This window comes from Rhodococcus sp. NPDC055024, from assembly GCF_053608585.1.
In genome coordinates, this window is the sequence record NZ_JBSGVT010000001.1 from 966,603 (window position 1) to 983,838 (window position 17,236).

The window sequence follows — 17,236 nt, forward strand, 5'->3', positions numbered from 1 at the left end:
TGAAGCGCCTTTCGAAGATCAGGGTACGAGCACTGCGCGTCCGGTGACCTTGCCGTGTTCGAGACGATCGAGTGCGTCGCGGGCATCAGCGAGGTCGAAGCGGGCTACTTCTACGGTTACCAGACCGGCCTGCGCCAGGGCGATGGAATCGACGAGGTCGTTTCTGGTGCCGCCATAGGACTTCCGGATCGATGCGCCCCACGGCCAGCCTGGTCCGCCGGCAGCTTCGGCGGTGATTCCGGGGTTTCCGCCTCCGAGGCCCACCATGCGATACGCGCCGTTCGGTGCAACCGCTTGAACCGACATCTGTGCAGTTGCATCGACACCGACGAAGTCGAAGATGACTTCTGCGCCTCTGGCCGATGTGAGATCGAGGATCTGCCGCGCGGTGTCCGGTCCCGATTCGAGCGTGATGTCTGCGCCGCAGCGTTTGGCAAGATCGAGTTGATCCGGTCCGACGTCGACAGCGATGATGCGCACGGCACTGATTGCCCGAAGTATCTGTACTGCAACGTGACCGAGCCCGCCGATGCCGATTACCACGGCGGTGGCACCGGGCTGAAGATGTTCGCGGGCGCCGCGAATGGCGTGGTAGCTCGTCAGCGCCGCATCGGCGAGTGGTGCGGCCTGCAGGAAGTCGAGGTCTCCGATGGGCACGAAGGAGCGAGCCGGAATCTTGACGTACTCGGCCATGCCGCCCTCAGGGCCGAGCCCGGGGCAGGGCGGCATTGCAGTGCGTCCGGCGGCGAGGCACATGTTCTCGTTGCCGCTCATGCATTCTCGGCACTGTCCGCACGACCAACACAGGTAGACAACGCCGCGTTCCCCGGTGGAACGGCCGTCGACGGCACTGCCGACGGCTTCGATGGTGCCCGCGATCTCGTGGCCGATGGTCAGTGGTTCTTCGCGCATCTTGTACGGAAAGTGCAGGAGATGGAGATCGGAGTGACAGATTCCCGCTGCGCCAACCCGAATCAGTAGTTCCGACGGACCGATCTCCGGGACCGGCACGTCGTTGATTTCCAGGAGCCCGGGCCCCATGAGCTGAGCTGCCTTCATGAACTGACCTCGCTGACCTCGGAGTTGTATGCGGCGCTCAGGTAAGCGTTGCTGCGGTCGGATCCGATCAGACCCGGTGCCATCTTGTTCATGACGTAGGCGAAGGTCATCCGTCGGTCCAGATCGTTGACCAGCATCGAACCGCCGATACCTGCCCACCAGCAGGCGCGTCCGTCGGGAATCAGTGGCGCGGTAACCGGGTGCGGCAGTCCGTAGCCGATGCCGAACTTGAGTGGAGTCATGATCCCGAGATCGATACCGTCGGCTTGGATCTCGAAGATCAGGTCGATAGTGCTCTGCGAGAGCAGCTTCTGGCCGTCGAGCACACCGCCGCACGAGATCAAGGATTGGACCCTGGCGATAGAACGTGCGTTGCCGTGGCCGTTGACTGCGCCGATCTCGGCTTCCCGCCAGGGCGCGGTGTTGACCTCGGGGTAGTCGAGTAGTGGGCAGGTCAGGGTCTTGATGAAGATGCTGTCCTGATCGAGCGTGGACAGGTCGAATTCCAATGCGGGCGGCGGAACCAGAGTCGCGATTCGACCGAAATGCTCTGCGGACGTGCCGATGTGGAAGTCAGCGCCCAGTGGACCGGCAAGCTCTTCGGCAAAGAACCTGCCGAGAGTCCGCCCGTCGATGCGACGAATGACCTCGCCGACGAGATGGCCGTAGTTGATCGCGTGATAGCCCGACGCCGTACCGGGGGTCCACCACGGTGGCTGGGTGGCGAGGCGGGCGGTGGACGCCTCGAGGTCGTAGATGTCCTTCAGTTCGATCGGGCGCTCCCAACCGGAGACCCCGGACGTGTGTGACAGCAGGTGGCGAACTTCGATGTCTTCCTTGCCGTTTGCCGCAAATTCGGGCCAGTAGTGAGCAACCTTCTGGTACACGTCCAGTTGGCCACGTTCGACGAGGAGTAGTGCGCACAGTGCCGTCATCGTTTTGGTGATGGAGAAGGTGTTGACGATGGTGTCGCTGCCCCAAGGAGTGGTGCGAGATTCGTCGGCGTATCCACCCCAGAGGTCCACGACGGGTTCTCCGTCGACGGTGATGGCGATGGAGCCGCCGAGTTCCTCGCCGGATTCGAGTTGAGCCTCGAAGGCCGTGCGGATGGCTTCGAACTCGTTGTTGCAGTGACCGTTCACCAGACTCATGCGCGATCCGCCTTCTCGAGTTCGTGTGCGGCTGCACGCGCCGCAACAGGTAGCTTGTTTCCCGAGCCGTCGACACGCTTGGTGCCCTTGGCGATTTCCTTGTTCATGTTGCGAACGTAGGGATCGAACTCGAGCTGGATGGTGTGCCGCGGCGACTTGTAATAGGGGGCGAGGAAGTACGCCTCGTCGGCCTTGGTGATCTCCTGCATCTCGTTCGCAGACGGCAGTTGGTACTTACCGGTCAGGTAGGCCGCGACGAGCTTGCTCTGCTGCTCGGCGAAGTTGACGAGTGTCGGCATGGGCTGCGCCAGTCCCATGAAGAAGAGGTTGTCGATGCCGGGCTTCATCATTCGCTTGAACAGTGGGAATCGGTTGTCCTTGTCCGGCAGCAGATTCGGATCACTGAAGAAGGGGAAGCTGATGTTGTAACCGGTGGCGCAGATGACCACGTCTACGTCCTCGGCGGTGCCGTCCGCGAAGTGCACCTGCTTTCCGTCGAGTTTGGTGATGGCAGGCTTGAAGGTTATGTCGCCGGACCCGGCGCGTCCGAGGAACTCGCCGCTGGCCGACGGGTGGGCCTCGAAGGGGCGGTGGTCGGGCTTGGGTAGACCGTAGCCTTCCATCGTTCCCAGATTCTTGCCGAGGAATCGACGGCTCAGGAACAACCGTAGGCCACGCGGCATCCAGGGCGGGGTGATCAGTTTGTCGCCGGGCACTCCGCCCAGATATTTCGGCAGTACCCAGACTCCACGGCGAGCCGACACGATGAGCTTGTCGGCGAGGTATCTCTGGCCCAATTCGGAGGCAATATCCAAGCCGGAGTTGCCCATTCCGACCACGACTACCTTCTTGCCGCGCATGTCGACCGGGTCGAACGGGTCGTTGTAACTGTGGCTGTGCATGAGGACCCCGTCGAACTCACCGGGATAGTCCGGGATGTTGGGATCCCAATGATGGCCGTTACAGACCATCAGGACGTCGTAGGTGCGGACTTCACCGTCGGAGCGCGTGATGGTCCACAGTCCGTCTGCATCACGTTCTGCCGCAACAACACTGGTGTTGAAGATGATCGACTCACGCAGGCCGAAGTGCTCGACGTAGTCCTTGAAGTACTGGAAGAGTTCGGAATGGTGGGGGAAGTCGGGAAGGTCGGCAGAGACCGGGAAGTCCTCGAATGCCAAGCGCCACTTCGACGTGTCGATGTGCAGGCTCTGGTAGCAGGCCGACATCCCGTTGGGATTCTTGTAGTACCAGTTTCCGCCGACCTCGTCGGACGCTTCGTAGCAGTCGAAGGGTATTCCGAATTCCTTCATTCGCTTGGCTGTCGTGATTCCGGTGGGCCCGGCGCCGATGATGCACACGCTCGGCAAGGGGGAGGGGCTCATTCGCCATCGCTTTCTGTTCTGTCTCGGGCGTGCGAGAAGAGGAATCGAAGCCCGAGAAGTGACTTGAGTCATAGTGCGCCATTCGCTGACGTTGTGTCAATGAATGACGCAATGTTTTTTGATGACGGCGAGTTGGTGATTTGCCAGGAGGTCGAAATGCGAGCAAGGTGGGCGACGTGAGCACGACTACGGACGGCCCGAAGAACAGGCGGGGAACACTTCGCGACGAGCAGAAACGCGCGACGCGGGCCAAGCTCGTGGATGCCGCACGCACGTTGTTCGAGGAACGGGGATACGCGGCGGTGACGGTCGATGACATCGCCTCGGTCGTCGGATGCAGTCGAGCCACGTTTTACGTGCATTTCGCCAGCAAGGTGGAGATGCTCAAAACGATCGGCGCGGCGGGGATGGCGGCGAGTGCGTTCGCTTTCTACATCGATCTCGATCGGGTCCTCGACACGAACTCTCGCGTGGAATTCACGGCTTGGCTGCAGCGTGCCTTCGACTGGTTCGACGAGAACAAGCGCCTGCTGCCGGCGTGGGACGAGGCCGTGGCACTCGAACCGGAGTTCCGCGAGACAGCGCGAGACGGTATGACCCAACTACCGAATGCCATGCCCAAGTACCTGGGTCGGTGGCCGGCGGAACAGCACGACGAGGCGAGGTTGCGCGTCGAACTGCTCGTGAGTCAGTTGGAGCGATTCTTCACACGCTGGGCCGTGCAGGGGACGATCGACGTGACACGGGTTCAGGCCGCCGAGGTTCTGACCGACATTTGGTTCCCGGCTCTGTCGCCGGAATCAAAGGGCGTCGACGAGCGGTAGCGGCTAGTTCGGATCGATCTCCACACTGATCGCGCCGGTGAGCAGATTTCTGGCTCGTTCGATGGGGATCGAGCCGCTGAGCCAGCGTTCACTCAGACCCTCGACCAGGGCGGTGAGTCGTTCGGCGGCGTCGGCCGGGCTTGCCTTCGGATCAGCGAGCCCGGCGTCCTGCGCTTGGCGGATCAAAGATTCGACGTCGTCTGCCCACTCTTGCGTCGTGGTGCGTAGCGGTTCGCGCAGCTCGTCGGCGAAGACTGCGCTTGCTCGGAGTTCACCCCAGGCGATGCTGTTCTCCCGAATCTTCGGGGAATTCTGAAACTCCAGCAGGAGCATCTGCTCGAGCTGCGCACGAGGGTCTGTCTCGGTGAAGGCACTTTCGGTGTACAGCGCGGCGCGATCGTTGATGTGATCGAGGGCCCGGCGCAGCACACCGGCGCGGTTCTGGAAGTGGTAGTAGATGAGTGCCGTCGACACTCCGGCCTCGGCAGCGAGCGTCTCCACCCTCAGCCCGCGTACGCCGTGTTGGGCAATGACGCGGACTGCTGCTTCCAAGATTTGCGTTTGACGGTTCGACACGAGTCCGAATTCTACGAGGGTGGTCGGGACGGGTTTCTAGTCCGCGGGTTCCTGCTGGGTGGTGCAGTGAATGCCGCCACCACCGGCGGCGATGGCGTCGATGTTGATCTGCACGACGCGGCGGTCGGGGAAGAGGCGCTCCAATTCACTTCTGGCTGCCTGGTCGGCCTCGGGGTCACCGAACTCGGGTGCGATGACCGCCCCGTTGCACACGTAGAAGTTGATGTATCCGGCTGCGAAATCATCCGATTCGAAGTCGGGCCTGATCGCGACCGGCGCCTCGAGGACAACCACTTCCAGCTTCCGCCCCTGTGCGTCGGTCGCGTTCTGGAGAATCTCGAGGTGACGTGCGGTCACGTCGTGGTCGAACGACTCCGGGTCTGTGTCGAGGCCTGCGACCACGACACCTGGGCGTGCGAAACGGGCATAGAAGTCCGTGTGGCCGTCCGTGATGTCCTTGCCGGCGATTCCCGGTAGCCAGATGATCTTGTCGAGACCGAGCAGAGGGCCGAGTTCGGCTTCGACGTCCGACTTCGACCATCCCGGGTTGCGGTTGTTGTTGAGTACACAGCTTTCGGTGATGATGGCTGTGCCTTCGCCGTCGACCTCGATGCCGCCGCCTTCGAGGATTAGGTCGGTAGGCAATGATTCGACTCCCGCACGGGCGGCAACGAAGGCTGCGACCTGGCCGTCCTGATCAAAATCCTGCTTTTCGCCCCAGCCGTTGAAGTTGAAATCGATACCCGCTTTGGTCCCGTTGCCTTTCACGAATACGGGGCCGGTGTCGCGCATCCAGAGGTCGTCGAGAGGCGCGGTGATCAGTTCGACGGACGGGCCGACGAGGGTGCGAGCCAAGTCCAGTTCCTCGGAACGAACAAGCATCGAGACGGGCTCGAACTGCGCGATAGTCTGCGCGATCGTCGCGAGGTTGCGCTGGACCTCGGGCAGGAGAGCCGCTCCCCAGATCGCTTCACTGGCGCCGAATGCCATCCAGGTGCGCTTGTGCGGATCCCCCTCTTCCGGCATCACCCACTCGCGTGGATCGTCTTCGCCATTGCTCCCGCTCGAGGCGGAATCGGAATCGCTGCAAGCTGCCAAAAAGAGGCCACTGAGCGCAGCTGCGCCTGCCTGAATGAACCGACGTCTGTGCATTGCGGTGACTCCTTCTGCTCTTCGCGTGCTCGCTTGGTCTTCGAGGAATCTGTTCATCGCGCGCGAGCGGGGCAACATCCAGCTACTGTTCGATCGCACCAGATTTCTCCGGCGCCGACTTACTTGCACAGAGAATAGCTCCTGACTGAAAATTTAGTCAAGAAAGTAGTGATCATGAACGACGACATTCGGGATACCCGTCAGCCGATGGTGACTTCGCTCGGCATCATCTTGGGGTTCTTGCTGAACTTTCTGGCTCAGTGGGCAATTCGCGACGACGGCAAAGCGCCGGTGGAAACCACGACGGACTGGGTCATCGTGGTCACACTGTTCACAGCCGTCGCTCTGATGCTCGTAGTTCTCTTCCGGACTCTGAGTAGTTCGTACGAAGTGGAGCAGGCTCGCGAGAGGTACCGCGGCATCCTGCGTCTCTACTTGTTTGCCATCTCGCTGGTTTTCGCCGGAATGGCTGCCGCATTGTTCGTGTAGTGGCGCCTGTCGGAATTACTCCGACGAAGGTCACGAGTCGATGAGTCCTTCGGTCGCGCCTCGCCACCCACGGCGCTGGTAGTCCCGCGGCGACATACCGTGGGTAGCGACGAAGACCTTGGTGAAGCCGGAGGCGTGCGCGTAGCCGAGCCGGCGGGCAGTCTCTCCGGCCGAAAGGCCCTCCTCGAGATGAGCGCGGGCAAGGGTCATGCGCAACTGAGCGCGCCAGTGCGGGTAGCTCTGGCCGGTGGCCGCTACGAAGCGTTTGTGGAGCATGTTCTTGTCCACGCAGAGTCGAGCGCTCCACTCCGACAGCGTGCGCGAATCTTTGGGGTCCGCTCGGAGCGCGGCAAGCATCCGCTCGACGGGATCGGTCTGACGGCCGGCGGATGGACGCACCGCCGCGACACTTCGGACCTGCCTCGCGATCTGCGCCGGATCGTGGATCTCGGGGCGTAGGTGGGTGTAATTCGCGACCACCGTGTGCAACAGATACGCCTCCGCTTCGCGAGCGAAATGCAGCACTCGTGGCGGCGGTGCGGTGACGGGAGAGGCGCCCGGCTGGGATCCGAGCGGAAGTAACAGTGAACCCTCCCCGATCTCGACGCTGTTGCGTACTCCCGCGGGAAGCCACATCGCGTCGCCCCGCCTCAGATTCCAGGTTCGGTCGCCGAAAGTGACCCGGGCGGAACCTCGGTAGATCCAGACGACGACGTGAAAGTCGTTGACCCTTGCCCACGTTCCGGTTGCGGGGATCGCCGGGGGTGCCGGTGCAGAGTCCGACTGGGCGCCTTCCTCCGACAACAGTGCGACGCCCTGTGCCAGAGTCTCGTTCTCCTGGATCGGCGTCGAGCGTCGGTGGGCCCGCGCGTAGTCGCTGGGTGTCATGCCAGTGTGTTCACGGAACGCTCGGGTGAAGCCCGCGGGCGTCGCGAATCCCACCTGCATACCCGTCCAACCGATTTCGCGTCCGGCGTCCAGGTAAACGGTCGCCGCCGCGATCCGTGCTGTGGTGCGCCAGCGCACGAACGGCAACCCCGTTTCCTCGGTGAATCTGCGCTGCAGAGTGCGGACCCCGATCTTGAGTCGCCGGGCGAACTGGGCAAGGTCGGTGTCGTCGGCAGGCGTTCGTAGAAGCGTGCGAGCGATCTCGAGGGCCTCGGCCGAGCGTGGCAACTTCGGTGGGGCGTACGACACCGAAGCGTCGGCGTCGTGGGAATGGGCTCCCGCGACAAGCTCGAGTAGCCCGGCTCCCACAGCCGTCCCACCGCGCAGAAATCCCAAGTTGTGCGCGAACTGGTGGACGAGCCAGTCCTGCCAGGCTGCCGGGATCTCGAAGTCGATGATCCGGTTCAACGTCGGCGGCAGGTCGGCAGCGGGCATCGGAATGGGAAACGCGACCGCTCCCGGGTCGACCTGGATGCTGTATGCGATTCCCGCTGGTACCCACACTGCCGCCCCCACGGTCAGGCTGCGGACGCGGTCGCCGATCTGCAGTTCCGCGCGTCCGGTGTGCACCCAGAACAGCAGCGGTTCACGTTCATTCGCGATCGAGGCGAGTCGAGCAGCAGGGATCTTGGGTACTTCACCCGCGGAGAACACCAACCGTGGTCCCACGATGCCCTCCTGATGTAGATGCCTTCTCGCGTAGGCGGCCGATGAGTGTAAGAAGTCGGCACGCACGGATAACCGTAGCCGATTAGGGCAGGCTAGCTTTATTTATTGGCCCTCCCGCCGTGATCGAACGTGGGCCGAACCCCCGTCTGTGCGCTTCCGAGGAGTCTTTCCGTGCCCCGAAACACCCGTCCGACAACGGCGTATCCCGTTACCTTGCGCGAACTCGAGGTACGTCGCGTGACAGACGTGTCGCCGGGAATGCGAAGAGTGACGCTCACCGGAGCGCAGCTCGACTCCTTCACCAACGCGGACGGTCACGTCGAGCCTGCCTTCGCCAGCACGGGCTTCGACGACGACATCCGGTTGTTGTTCGCCTACCCCGGCGAAACCGATCCGGTCCTGCCGGTGATGGTCGACGGCAGTGTGACTTTCGCAGCGGGGCGCCGTCCACTCGCCCGCGCGTACACCGTGCGGCGCTACGACCCGCGAACAAGGGAACTCGACGTCGATTTTGTCGTTCACGGCGGTGGAGTGGCTACCACTTGGGCGCGCGACGCCAACCCGGGCGACCGAATGCATATCGCGGGTCCCTCGGTATCACAGGGACTTCCGAATGATTACGAGCATCTGTTGGTCGTCGGTGACGAGACGGCGCTGCCTGCGATCGCACGTCTGCTCGAGGAATTGCCCGCCGACGCCAGGGGGCAGGTGTTCGTCGAAATTGCGGACTCGGTTCGCATTCAATCGGTGCGCGAGTTGCCCGGGGTGAGCATCACGTGGTTGCCACGCGAGGAGGCCGAGCCCGGCATTACTTCTTTGTTGCTCGATGCGGTCCGTGCTGCCGAATGGTCTGACGGACGCGTATTCGCTTGGCTTGCAGGAGAGCAGGCGACGGTTCGATCGCTCCGTCGATACCTCATCCGTGATCGGGGGATCGCGAAGACCGACATCGACTTCACCGGCTATTGGAAGCGCGGGGACACCGTGCGCGCAGATTCCTGACCTGGATCCATCACTCGGTAACACCCAAGGCGCTCAATAACACCGAAAGTGTTCGATAACACCGAAAGGCAGAAATGACAGTCCTGCGCACCAGACGATCACGGATCACCGGACTGATCGGGGCCGCGCTCGCCGCAGCGCTCCTCGTAACCGGGTGCTCGGCCTCGGCCGAAGACTCGAAAACGGCATCCTCTCCCGGTTCGGAAGGGAGTGCCCTTCCTGCGGCGGAAGGAACAACCACCTACCCGCTCACCTTGGAATCGCCCTACGGTACAAGCATTCTCGAGAAGCGGCCGGAGCGGATCGCCGCCATCGTGCCCAACGCCGTCGACACGGAAATGCTCCTCGCCCTCGGCGTCAAACCCGTCCTCTCTTCGTCGATGGTCAAGGAGTCGGCTTCCAAGTCGTACTTGGTGCCTTACGACGCGGAGGAACTCGACACCTTCGAGTTCGCGATGGGCGGCACACTTCCCGTCGAAGCGATCGCCGCGAGCGAACCTGACCTCATCGTCGCCGTCGGCTGGGCCGACGGCCTGGGTGGTTTGTCGATGGGCGATTACTACGAACGTTTGTCCTCCATCGCACCGGTGGTGACGAGCCCCGACACGAAGTCACGGATGCTGGTTCCGTGGAAGGAGTCGATCCGCGTACTAGGCGAGACACTCGACCTCTCGAAGGCTGCCGAAAAGATCGTGACCGACCACGATCAGTATTTTGCGAAGGTGCGTCAGGAGAACCCCAACCTCACTGGCCTGACCGCAACCTGGGCGATCTTCTACGGAACCGGCAATGGGTTGCAGTACCTTTCAGCGCCCGGTTCGGCTCCGGCAACTTTCTTGGGTGAGCTCGGTTTCGCCGAGAACCCGCGCGCAAGAGAGTTCGTCACCCAGAGCACTGTCGGCGAGGAACTTCTCGAGAACATCGATGCGGACTTCCTGCTGATCGGCCGCAGTGCCGCCGGCAGCGAGGAAGATTTCAACAAGCTGACCGGCGGGAAGCTATTCCAAGCACTTGGAGCTGTGTCCTCCGGTCATTGGGTTGGCCTGCCTCCTCGCACCGCCGACGGAGGGGATGTTCTGTGGGCAATCACGAGCGGAGGCCCGATCGGAACGATGTGGGCGGCTGAACATATCGTGCCGCTCATCAGCGCGAAGCTGTAGGTACACAACTGCAGATCGGAAAGCACTCACCCGTCGCCACATGATCATGTGGCGACGGGTTTGTTCTTGTTGCGGCGATGACTGTGGGCATCTGCGCCGAGCCTCATTGTCGATGGCTTCGTTCACTGCGACGTGAAATACTTCACAATTCGGGCAGGCGTGAATGATCCGACCGGTCGTTCGCTTATGGTTCGCTGGTCGAGTTCGCGAGTAGTGGGAGAATCAGTGAAGGACAAGTTGGTCGGGGCACTGTTGTGCGCCACGGCATCTACAGGTTTGATTTTCGTGGGTGGCGGTGTCGCAAACGCAGGCACCTACATTCCCGCCGGTACCGATGGCACCTACCGAGTCGGCAGTGGCGAAGGCCAGATGCTGCCTGGTCTGTGGAGTACGTCTGGCGGCCGGTCTTGCTACTGGGAACGGACAGGTTACGGCCGGGACATCATCGCCAACAACTTCGGCGGTGGGCCGGAAACAGTGGAAATCATGTGGGGCGACACTAGTTTCACTTCCGACAGATGTGGTGCTTGGGAGCGCCACGCGCCCGTTCCCAACCCTATCCCCGGACTTCCGCCCATCGAAGCCGTTGATTACCGAAACATGATGTCGGCGCTGATTCCCCTGGGCGTTGGGTCGGCCGTCGTCGGCTCGTCAATGCTCCCAGCGTTGGTGCTCACGGGGAGCTGATTTACAGGTCCGTTCGCTGTGCGGGTCGAACGCTTTCATTGTGTTCGCCATGCCCGTCCATGCAGACCTCGCCTTAGGGCAAATGACATCAGAGAGTGATCCTGCGGGTGGGCTCCCAGATGGCAGGGTCGCGGTGGGTGACGACGAAGACGGTTGCCGCCAATTCCCGCACGGCGTAGGCGATGCGGCGTTCGGTGCCCTCGTCGAGAGCCGAGGTCGCCTCGTCGAGCACCAGGACGGGAGCGTCTTTGAGGAAGGCGCGAGCGATCGCCACCCGCTGACGTTCGCCGCCGGAGAGAGCGGCACCCTGGTGTCCGATGTCCTGATGGATTCCTAGCGTCGAGCGATCGAGAACGGCACCGAGGGCAGCACGCCTGGCGGCGTCCTCGATCTCGGTTTCGGAAGCGCCCGGTCTTCCGAGTCCGATGTTCTCACCGAGAGTGCCCGAGAACACGAGTGGATCCTGGGGGACGTAGCCGATGTGCGCCGCCAGGTCGTCGTAGGGCAAGTCGCGCAATGAAACTCCGCCGAGAGTGACGCTGCCTTGGTCAGGGTCGTCGAAGCGCATGAGTAGCCCGAGAAGTGTGCTCTTGCCCGTACCGGAGCGCCCTGCGACGAGAACACGCTCACCAGCGGGGATCTCCGCGTTGATACCATGCAGAACCGGAGCGTGGTCCACCACGACGACCTTGATGTCCGTCCCCACAGGGCGCGCGGCGTCCTGGGGTGCGGGCTCAGGCAGTGCGGGAGCCGAAGTCGCGGCGCGGTAGTCGCGAACCGTTGCGCGCAGTTCGTTGACTCCGATTCCGGCCAGGGCGAGTTCGTCGAGCGGCGCAGCGGCGCGAGCGGTGAGGATGACGAGGGCGAGTGCGGCTGCGGGATCGTCGAATCCGGTGGCGGCGAGGAAAATCACTGCGCCTGCCAGCGGCACAATGGTGGCGATCGCCGAAATGAATGTCGCTGGTGCCGCGGCGAGGTTTGTCCGTGCAAGTGCAGTTTCCTGATCCCGCCAGCTTCGCTCGATACGTTCGACGGAACGTGTGGGACCGGCTGCCGTACGCAGTAATTCGAGATGGTCGGTGAGCTCGAGTGTCGACTGCGTTGCTGCGAGTTCGGCTTCGTGTCGGCGCTCGTCCGCTCGGCTGAGCGCGCGTTGGGCCAGCGTCTGAGCGGCGAGCGACACGGCGAGCAGTCCGCCGACGAGCAGCATGACGCCGGGTCCCGCAACGACCGCGATTCCGGGAAGCAGGAGCAGCGGGATCAGTGGTGCAACGAGGAAGGTCTGAAGTTGGTGTGCAGGAACGCTCATCAGTGACGGGATCCCGCGGCCGGCGACGGTGGCGAGCAGTGCCCGGTTGTCGTCGGTGAACCAGGACAGCTTCGCGCGGGCGAACGCGCCACCGAGGGCGTCGTAGAGATCGCCGACGAGTCGGGCGCCGGTGAAGTATCCGGCTCGCGAGACGAGCACGGTCACGAAGAGCGCGATCGCCGCCGTGGCCAGGACAAGAACCGGTGACCGGTGATCGGCGATCGAGAGCGCGAGGGTGGTGTACGCGATCGCTTCGAGGACGGCAACGGACACCCAGCCGAATCCGATGGTGATCAAGCGTCGGCGGGCCGCATTGGCGCTGTTCATTATTCGGCTCCAATCAGGGCTGCATTGTGCGAGGTGGCATCGTGCACGTTTCGACCGCCGAGGTCGAGTCGATCGTCGGCATCGCCTGCGAGAGCGGGGTCGTGGGTGACGATCACAATCGTCTTTCCTTCGTCATGTGCGAGGTGTCGCAATTCCTTCAGCAGTTCGGCGGCCGTGCGATCGTCGAGTGCACTGGTCGGCTCGTCGAGCAGCAGTACTGTTGCGGGCGATAGGAATACCCGAGCAAGCCCGACGCGCTGGCGTTCTCCGCCGGAGAGTGAAGTGGCGTCGGCATCGAGGCTGACGTCGATCTGCGCCCGGCGTAGTGCGGCGGTGTATTCCGCGTCCGTTGCATCGGGTGCGGCCAATGCGATGTTCTCGCGCACCGTGGCAGGCAACACGTCTGCGCCCTGGGGTGTGAGCAGAATGGACTGTGGCCGCAGGTTCTCGTCGATCGCAGTGATGCTACGACCTGCGTAGCGGACGGTACCCAGCTCCGGGACTTCGAAGCCGGCCAATGCTTTCAGGAGCGTCGACTTGCCCGCTCCACTCGGTCCCGTGATCGCAGTGATCGTGGCTGGGCGGAATGCATGCGTAACGTCGTCGATGACTCTGCGGTCCGCGATCGTGACAGTCAGGTCGACGATCTCCAGTCGATCGGAGGGACTCGAGGCCGGAACGGTTGGCGCTTCACCGGCAGGGAGGGTGGGTTCGTCCAGAGCTGCTGCGAGTCGGACTGCAGCAGAGCGTCCCGCCGTGACGTAGTCGAGGCCGTGCCCGAGCCGCAGGGCCGGTGTCACGATTGCGAGGCTGAAGAGGATGGTTGCGGCTAACGTCGTTGCATCCCAGCGGAATCCGACGGCATAGGCGATCGCGAACGTCGCCGTCGCCTGCATGAGGGAAACTGCGACGGCCGCAGGGGTAGCCACGAGTCGAACGCGCTCCTGCATTCCGCGAGTGAACCGTGCCGTCGATGCTGCATAGTCGGCGGCAGCACCGGTCTGCGCACCGTAGATCCGACAGACGCGGATGCCGCGGGCATAGTCGTCCACGGAGGTCACGATGTCGCCCATGACATCCGCGCTTTCAGCGCTGTGCCGCGCGGCCATTCGGGGGATCACGATCAGGTAGAACAGTGCGGCAACGATGCCGGGGACCAGAGCGAGAAGCGCCACGGGGCCGGCCGAGATGACCAGCACCGTGATCGTGACCGCGGGGACCACGATCAGCGTCGAGAACTCGGCCGGTAGGTGCGCAGTCATATGGTGCAGCGCCGAGATGTCGTCCGAGACGAGCCTTCTCAGTGCGTCGCCGCTGTAGCGGGACAGCGCACTTGCCGGCAGACGAACGAGGTGGGCTGCGAGCTGGCGTCGGAGCCTGGCCTCGAAGAGCGACTCGGCGTGGTGCGAGAGCCACGACGACGTGGCCGCGAGCGTTACGCCGACGAACCAGAGCGCACATGCCCATCCAGCCCAGCTCATCGACGGTTCACCGATGAGCTGCACGACGCACCAGAGCGCACCGAGCATCGCGATTCCCGACGCCGCCGCCGAGACCACCCCGGCTGCCAATGCAGGCAGCGCCGGGCGCAAGGCCGGGACCAGCGACGGTTCGACGAGAGGGCGGGGCATGGATAACTCCTTGAATCAGCGTCAGGATGCAGGCACGACAAGTGACCGAAATCCAAGGCTAGGCTTCGGCCATCCTGTCTGGTTATCGCGGTACGCCGATTTCTTACACTCGATCAGCAGCTGTCGGTGTCAGGACGCGGCCGAAATCGAACTCATGACGTCTTCCCACGTACCCATCACCGCGGATTCGGTTGGGCCAGTCTGAGTGAACACGGCTACGCACTTGCTGCGGAAGTCGTACACCTCGATCGAGCTGGTCAGTCCGTGAACGCCGTGGGCGCGGGTCAGCCAGCACTCCGAGACGCCGTTCAGATCGATCATCGTCCGGCAGGTGTCCGACGCCAAAGTCAACGTCCCCCCGAACATCGCTGCGGCGTCGAGATCGCCACGGTGGATCTGCAGGCAACCGTTGCCTGCGACGACGGTCGTGACGGGCAGTTGGTGGTAGGACAGGTGCTCCATCCCGGCAGCCATGAGGTGTGGATCGATTCGCCGGTAACCGAGGGCGCCCAGAGCGACCAAACCGCTGCGGCGTTCGCTACCGCCGTCCGCGAGGATGAAGTCGAGTTGTGTCAGTTGATCGGCTTCGGCCCAGAAAGCGGGTGTATTCACTGACTGGACGGGAGGGCTTGTCTCCCTAGCAGTCTCCGGTGCGGCTCGCATCGCCTCGAAGGCGAGACGATCTGACGTCGGGGTCAAATAGGTGGTGTGTGAACTGGATCCGTGGGCATCGAACATCCGAAGTGTTGGCGGGAGGTACTGCTCTGCGTCAGTGGTCACCACCGAACCGAGGGCGGAAGGGTTCAAACGCAGAGAGACACGTCCGGGCGTGCAGACCAGTGGATCACCGGGAAACGTGGGAACGGCGTACTTGCCCGAGTTGTTGACAGCCGCTGGCCCCGCAACGGTGATGGCTACGACGTCGCCCAAGAGTGGCAGTATTTCGCCGACTACCGCGGGTGCAGTGTCGATCAGGCCACCGCGGAATCCTGGACGCGCGAGCAGTGCGTCCAGGTCGGACATGCGCGCCAAAGCTGCGCAACGACATTCGCCACGGTGTGGGCACATCTCAGTAAACATCCCGTAGATACCGCTTCGATCGTTTGAGGTTGTTGACGTAATCCTCAGCGGCATCCGCACCCAATCCGCCGTGCTCGGCGACCACCTCGTGCAACGCGTCGTCGACGTCCTTCGCCATCCGCGTGGCGTCGCCGCACACGTACACGTGCGCGCCCTTTTCGAGCCAGGCGAACAACTCCCGGCCCTTCTCGCGCATGCGGGTCTGGACATAGATCTTCTCGGATTGATCACGCGAGAAGGCCAGATCGAGACGCGTCAGGACGCCGTCACGGGTCAGCCCGGTCAACTCGTCCTCGTAGATGAAGTCGCTCGACTGATGCTGATCCCCGAAGAAGAGCCAATTCTGCCCCGACGCTTTGCGTGCGCGACGCTCGTACAGGAAAGCACGGAAGGGAGCGATACCGGTGCCCGGGCCGATCATCACGACGGGAACAGCGTCATCGGCGGGTAGGCGGAACGAATTGTTCTTGGAGACAAAAACTCCGACCCGATCGCCCTCGCCGACGCGATCTGCCAAATAGGTCGAGCAGACGCCACCGCGATCCCGCTCGCCGGAGCGGTAGCGCACACTCGCTACCGTCAGATGCACGGTGCCATCGTGGGCCAGCGGACTGGACGAGATCGAGTAGACCCGATGCTGAAGCGGACGCAGGAGAGCAAGCAACTCTTCGGGATTCATCCGAACGCTGCTGTCCAACCGCAGGAGATCGAGAACGTCCTTGCCCCACAGCCACGCGTCGAGCGCTTCCCGATCTTCGGTGTCGAGAATGTGTTGCAGTTCGGCGTCTCCGCTGCGTCGGGCGATGTCGTCGATCAAATCGCGCGAGGGAATCGAGATCTCGTAATCGCTGGTCAACGCCTGGTCCAACGGTGCGGAAGAGCCGTCTTTCGCGGTGACGACGTAGTCACTGCTGACACCGAGCTGATGGATGATCGCCTCGACGAGAGCAGGGTCGTTGATCGGGCGGATGCCCAATCCATCTCCGGCCTCGTAATCCAGACCGACCTCGCCGAGTGCAAAGGTGAAGTGTCGGACTTCCTTGGCGGAGTCCTCGCCGGACAACAGTCGGTTGTCGAGGACTGTTGCAGGATACGGGTTCTTGCGTGTCCATTGGGACTTGGTCTTCGTCGGAGCAGGCGCAACCGGCGAGACAGCCGCCCCCGCATCACCGTCGACACCGGCCACCGCAGCGACTGCACGAACGATCCACTCGGCAGCGGCATCCTCGTAGTCGACGTCGCAATCGGTGCGGTCGACAACCCTGGTCCCGCCGAGCGCTTCGAAACGGGCGTCGATGTTCTTGCCCGACTGGCAGTAGCCGTCGTAGCTGGTGTCACCGAGCGCGAGCACGCCGAAGTAGAGACCGTCCAATCTGGGTGCACTCTCGGATTCGACTGCTTCCCAGAACAGTTGCGCGTTGTCAGGCATTTCGCCCTCGCCGTACGTCGAGGTGATCACCAGTACCCGGCGCATCGCCGAGAGGTCGCCTATGTCCACGGTATCGAGGCCGGCGACGAGCGGTTCCAAACCGTGGGCACGGGCAGCAGCGGCCACGTCCTCGGCGACGGACTCCGCATTACCGGTCTGGCTTCCGAAGAGGATGTGCACGGCTGCGCCAGCAGTTCTCTCCACTGTTGCTGTTGCAGTACCGGTTTGACCGGTCATGACGGTTCGTGAGTGTAGGCCGGCCAAGAATCCGGAAAGCCACGCGCGCTGGTCGCCGGTGAAGGGTGCGTATTCGGGGATGTACGGAATTTCCATGATATGAAGCTCACCTACGTTCGGG

The 17,236-nt window shown here is 62.9% G+C and carries 15 protein-coding genes; 5 read left to right on the forward strand and 10 right to left on the reverse strand.

The genetic code is table 11. The annotated features are described in order from the left end of the window. Window positions 1–18 precede the first annotated feature (18 nt). The 3 genes from ACWF6P_RS04405 to ACWF6P_RS04415 are packed head-to-tail and all read right to left on the reverse strand — an operon-like array spanning window position 19 to window position 3,595. Window positions 19–1,059: an NAD(P)-dependent alcohol dehydrogenase gene (locus ACWF6P_RS04405; protein ID WP_378530515.1), complete on the reverse strand. Its 1,041-nt coding sequence runs from the start codon at window positions 1,057–1,059 to the stop codon at window positions 19–21. Continuing rightward, a complete protein-coding gene (locus ACWF6P_RS04410) occupies window positions 1,056–2,210 on the reverse strand; it encodes a serine hydrolase domain-containing protein (RefSeq protein WP_452620127.1) in 1,155 nt (384 codons plus the stop codon). Before ACWF6P_RS04410 ends, ACWF6P_RS04405 begins: the two co-directional genes overlap by 4 nt. Next, complete coding sequence (locus tag ACWF6P_RS04415) at window positions 2,207–3,595, reverse strand: flavin-containing monooxygenase (RefSeq protein WP_452620128.1); 1,389 nt, start codon at window positions 3,593–3,595, stop codon at window positions 2,207–2,209. Before ACWF6P_RS04415 ends, ACWF6P_RS04410 begins: the two co-directional genes overlap by 4 nt. A 167-nt stretch (window positions 3,596–3,762) precedes the next feature. Between ACWF6P_RS04415 and ACWF6P_RS04420 the strand changes: the two genes are divergently transcribed. Further along, on the forward strand, window positions 3,763–4,419 hold the full coding sequence (locus ACWF6P_RS04420; RefSeq protein WP_378541686.1) for a TetR/AcrR family transcriptional regulator: 657 nt from the start codon (window positions 3,763–3,765) through the stop codon (window positions 4,417–4,419). A gap of 3 nt (window positions 4,420–4,422) precedes the next feature. Here ACWF6P_RS04420 and ACWF6P_RS04425 read toward each other — a convergent pair whose 3' ends face one another. Then, the gene (locus tag ACWF6P_RS04425; RefSeq protein WP_452620129.1) at window positions 4,423–4,995 is read right to left on the reverse strand and encodes a TetR/AcrR family transcriptional regulator; all 573 of its coding nucleotides are present in this window, start codon (window positions 4,993–4,995) and stop codon (window positions 4,423–4,425) included. A gap of 36 nt (window positions 4,996–5,031) precedes the next feature. Further along, on the reverse strand, window positions 5,032–6,147 hold the full coding sequence (locus tag ACWF6P_RS04430) for an agmatine deiminase family protein (protein WP_452620130.1): 1,116 nt from the start codon (window positions 6,145–6,147) through the stop codon (window positions 5,032–5,034). A 174-nt stretch (window positions 6,148–6,321) separates the two neighbouring features. Here ACWF6P_RS04430 and ACWF6P_RS04435 point away from each other — a divergent pair, with 174 nt between their 5' ends. Further along, a complete protein-coding gene (locus tag ACWF6P_RS04435) occupies window positions 6,322–6,636 on the forward strand; it encodes a hypothetical protein (protein WP_378448288.1) in 315 nt (104 codons plus the stop codon). A gap of 30 nt (window positions 6,637–6,666) precedes the next feature. Here ACWF6P_RS04435 and ACWF6P_RS04440 read toward each other — a convergent pair whose 3' ends face one another. Continuing rightward, window positions 6,667–8,253 carry a helix-turn-helix domain-containing protein gene (locus tag ACWF6P_RS04440; protein WP_452620131.1) on the reverse strand — a complete coding sequence of 529 codons (1,587 nt, stop codon included), beginning with the start codon at window positions 8,251–8,253 and terminating at the stop codon, window positions 6,667–6,669. Window positions 8,254–8,424: 171 nt separating this feature from the next. Here ACWF6P_RS04440 and ACWF6P_RS04445 point away from each other — a divergent pair, with 171 nt between their 5' ends. The 3 genes from ACWF6P_RS04445 to ACWF6P_RS04455 all read left to right on the forward strand — a co-directional run bounded on the left by ACWF6P_RS04445 (window position 8,425) and on the right by ACWF6P_RS04455 (window position 11,102). After that, window positions 8,425–9,255, forward strand: coding sequence for a siderophore-interacting protein (locus tag ACWF6P_RS04445; protein ID WP_452620132.1), 831 nt, complete (start codon window positions 8,425–8,427; stop codon window positions 9,253–9,255). A gap of 74 nt (window positions 9,256–9,329) precedes the next feature. Continuing rightward, window positions 9,330–10,415 carry an ABC transporter substrate-binding protein gene (locus ACWF6P_RS04450; RefSeq protein WP_452620133.1) on the forward strand — a complete coding sequence of 362 codons (1,086 nt, stop codon included), beginning with the start codon at window positions 9,330–9,332 and terminating at the stop codon, window positions 10,413–10,415. A 225-nt stretch (window positions 10,416–10,640) separates the two neighbouring features. Continuing rightward, window positions 10,641–11,102, forward strand: a complete 462-nt coding sequence (locus ACWF6P_RS04455) for a hypothetical protein (protein ID WP_378541696.1) — start codon at window positions 10,641–10,643, stop codon at window positions 11,100–11,102. 88 nt (window positions 11,103–11,190) lie between these two features. Here ACWF6P_RS04455 and ACWF6P_RS04460 read toward each other — a convergent pair whose 3' ends face one another. The 4 genes from ACWF6P_RS04460 to ACWF6P_RS04475 form a co-directional block, all read right to left on the reverse strand. Beyond that, on the reverse strand, window positions 11,191–12,738 hold the full coding sequence (locus ACWF6P_RS04460) for an ATP-binding cassette domain-containing protein (protein ID WP_452620134.1): 1,548 nt from the start codon (window positions 12,736–12,738) through the stop codon (window positions 11,191–11,193). Further along, window positions 12,738–14,369, reverse strand: coding sequence for an ATP-binding cassette domain-containing protein (locus ACWF6P_RS04465; protein WP_452620135.1), 1,632 nt, complete (start codon window positions 14,367–14,369; stop codon window positions 12,738–12,740). The genes ACWF6P_RS04460 and ACWF6P_RS04465 overlap by 1 nt, the downstream gene beginning before the upstream one ends. Window positions 14,370–14,498: 129 nt before the next feature. Further along, window positions 14,499–15,392 carry a hypothetical protein gene (locus ACWF6P_RS04470; RefSeq protein ID WP_452620136.1) on the reverse strand — a complete coding sequence of 298 codons (894 nt, stop codon included), beginning with the start codon at window positions 15,390–15,392 and terminating at the stop codon, window positions 14,499–14,501. Between the two features lie 46 nt (window positions 15,393–15,438). Beyond that, complete coding sequence (locus ACWF6P_RS04475; RefSeq protein ID WP_452620137.1) at window positions 15,439–17,211, reverse strand: sulfite reductase subunit alpha; 1,773 nt, start codon at window positions 17,209–17,211, stop codon at window positions 15,439–15,441. Between the last annotated feature and the right edge of the window lie 25 nt (window positions 17,212–17,236).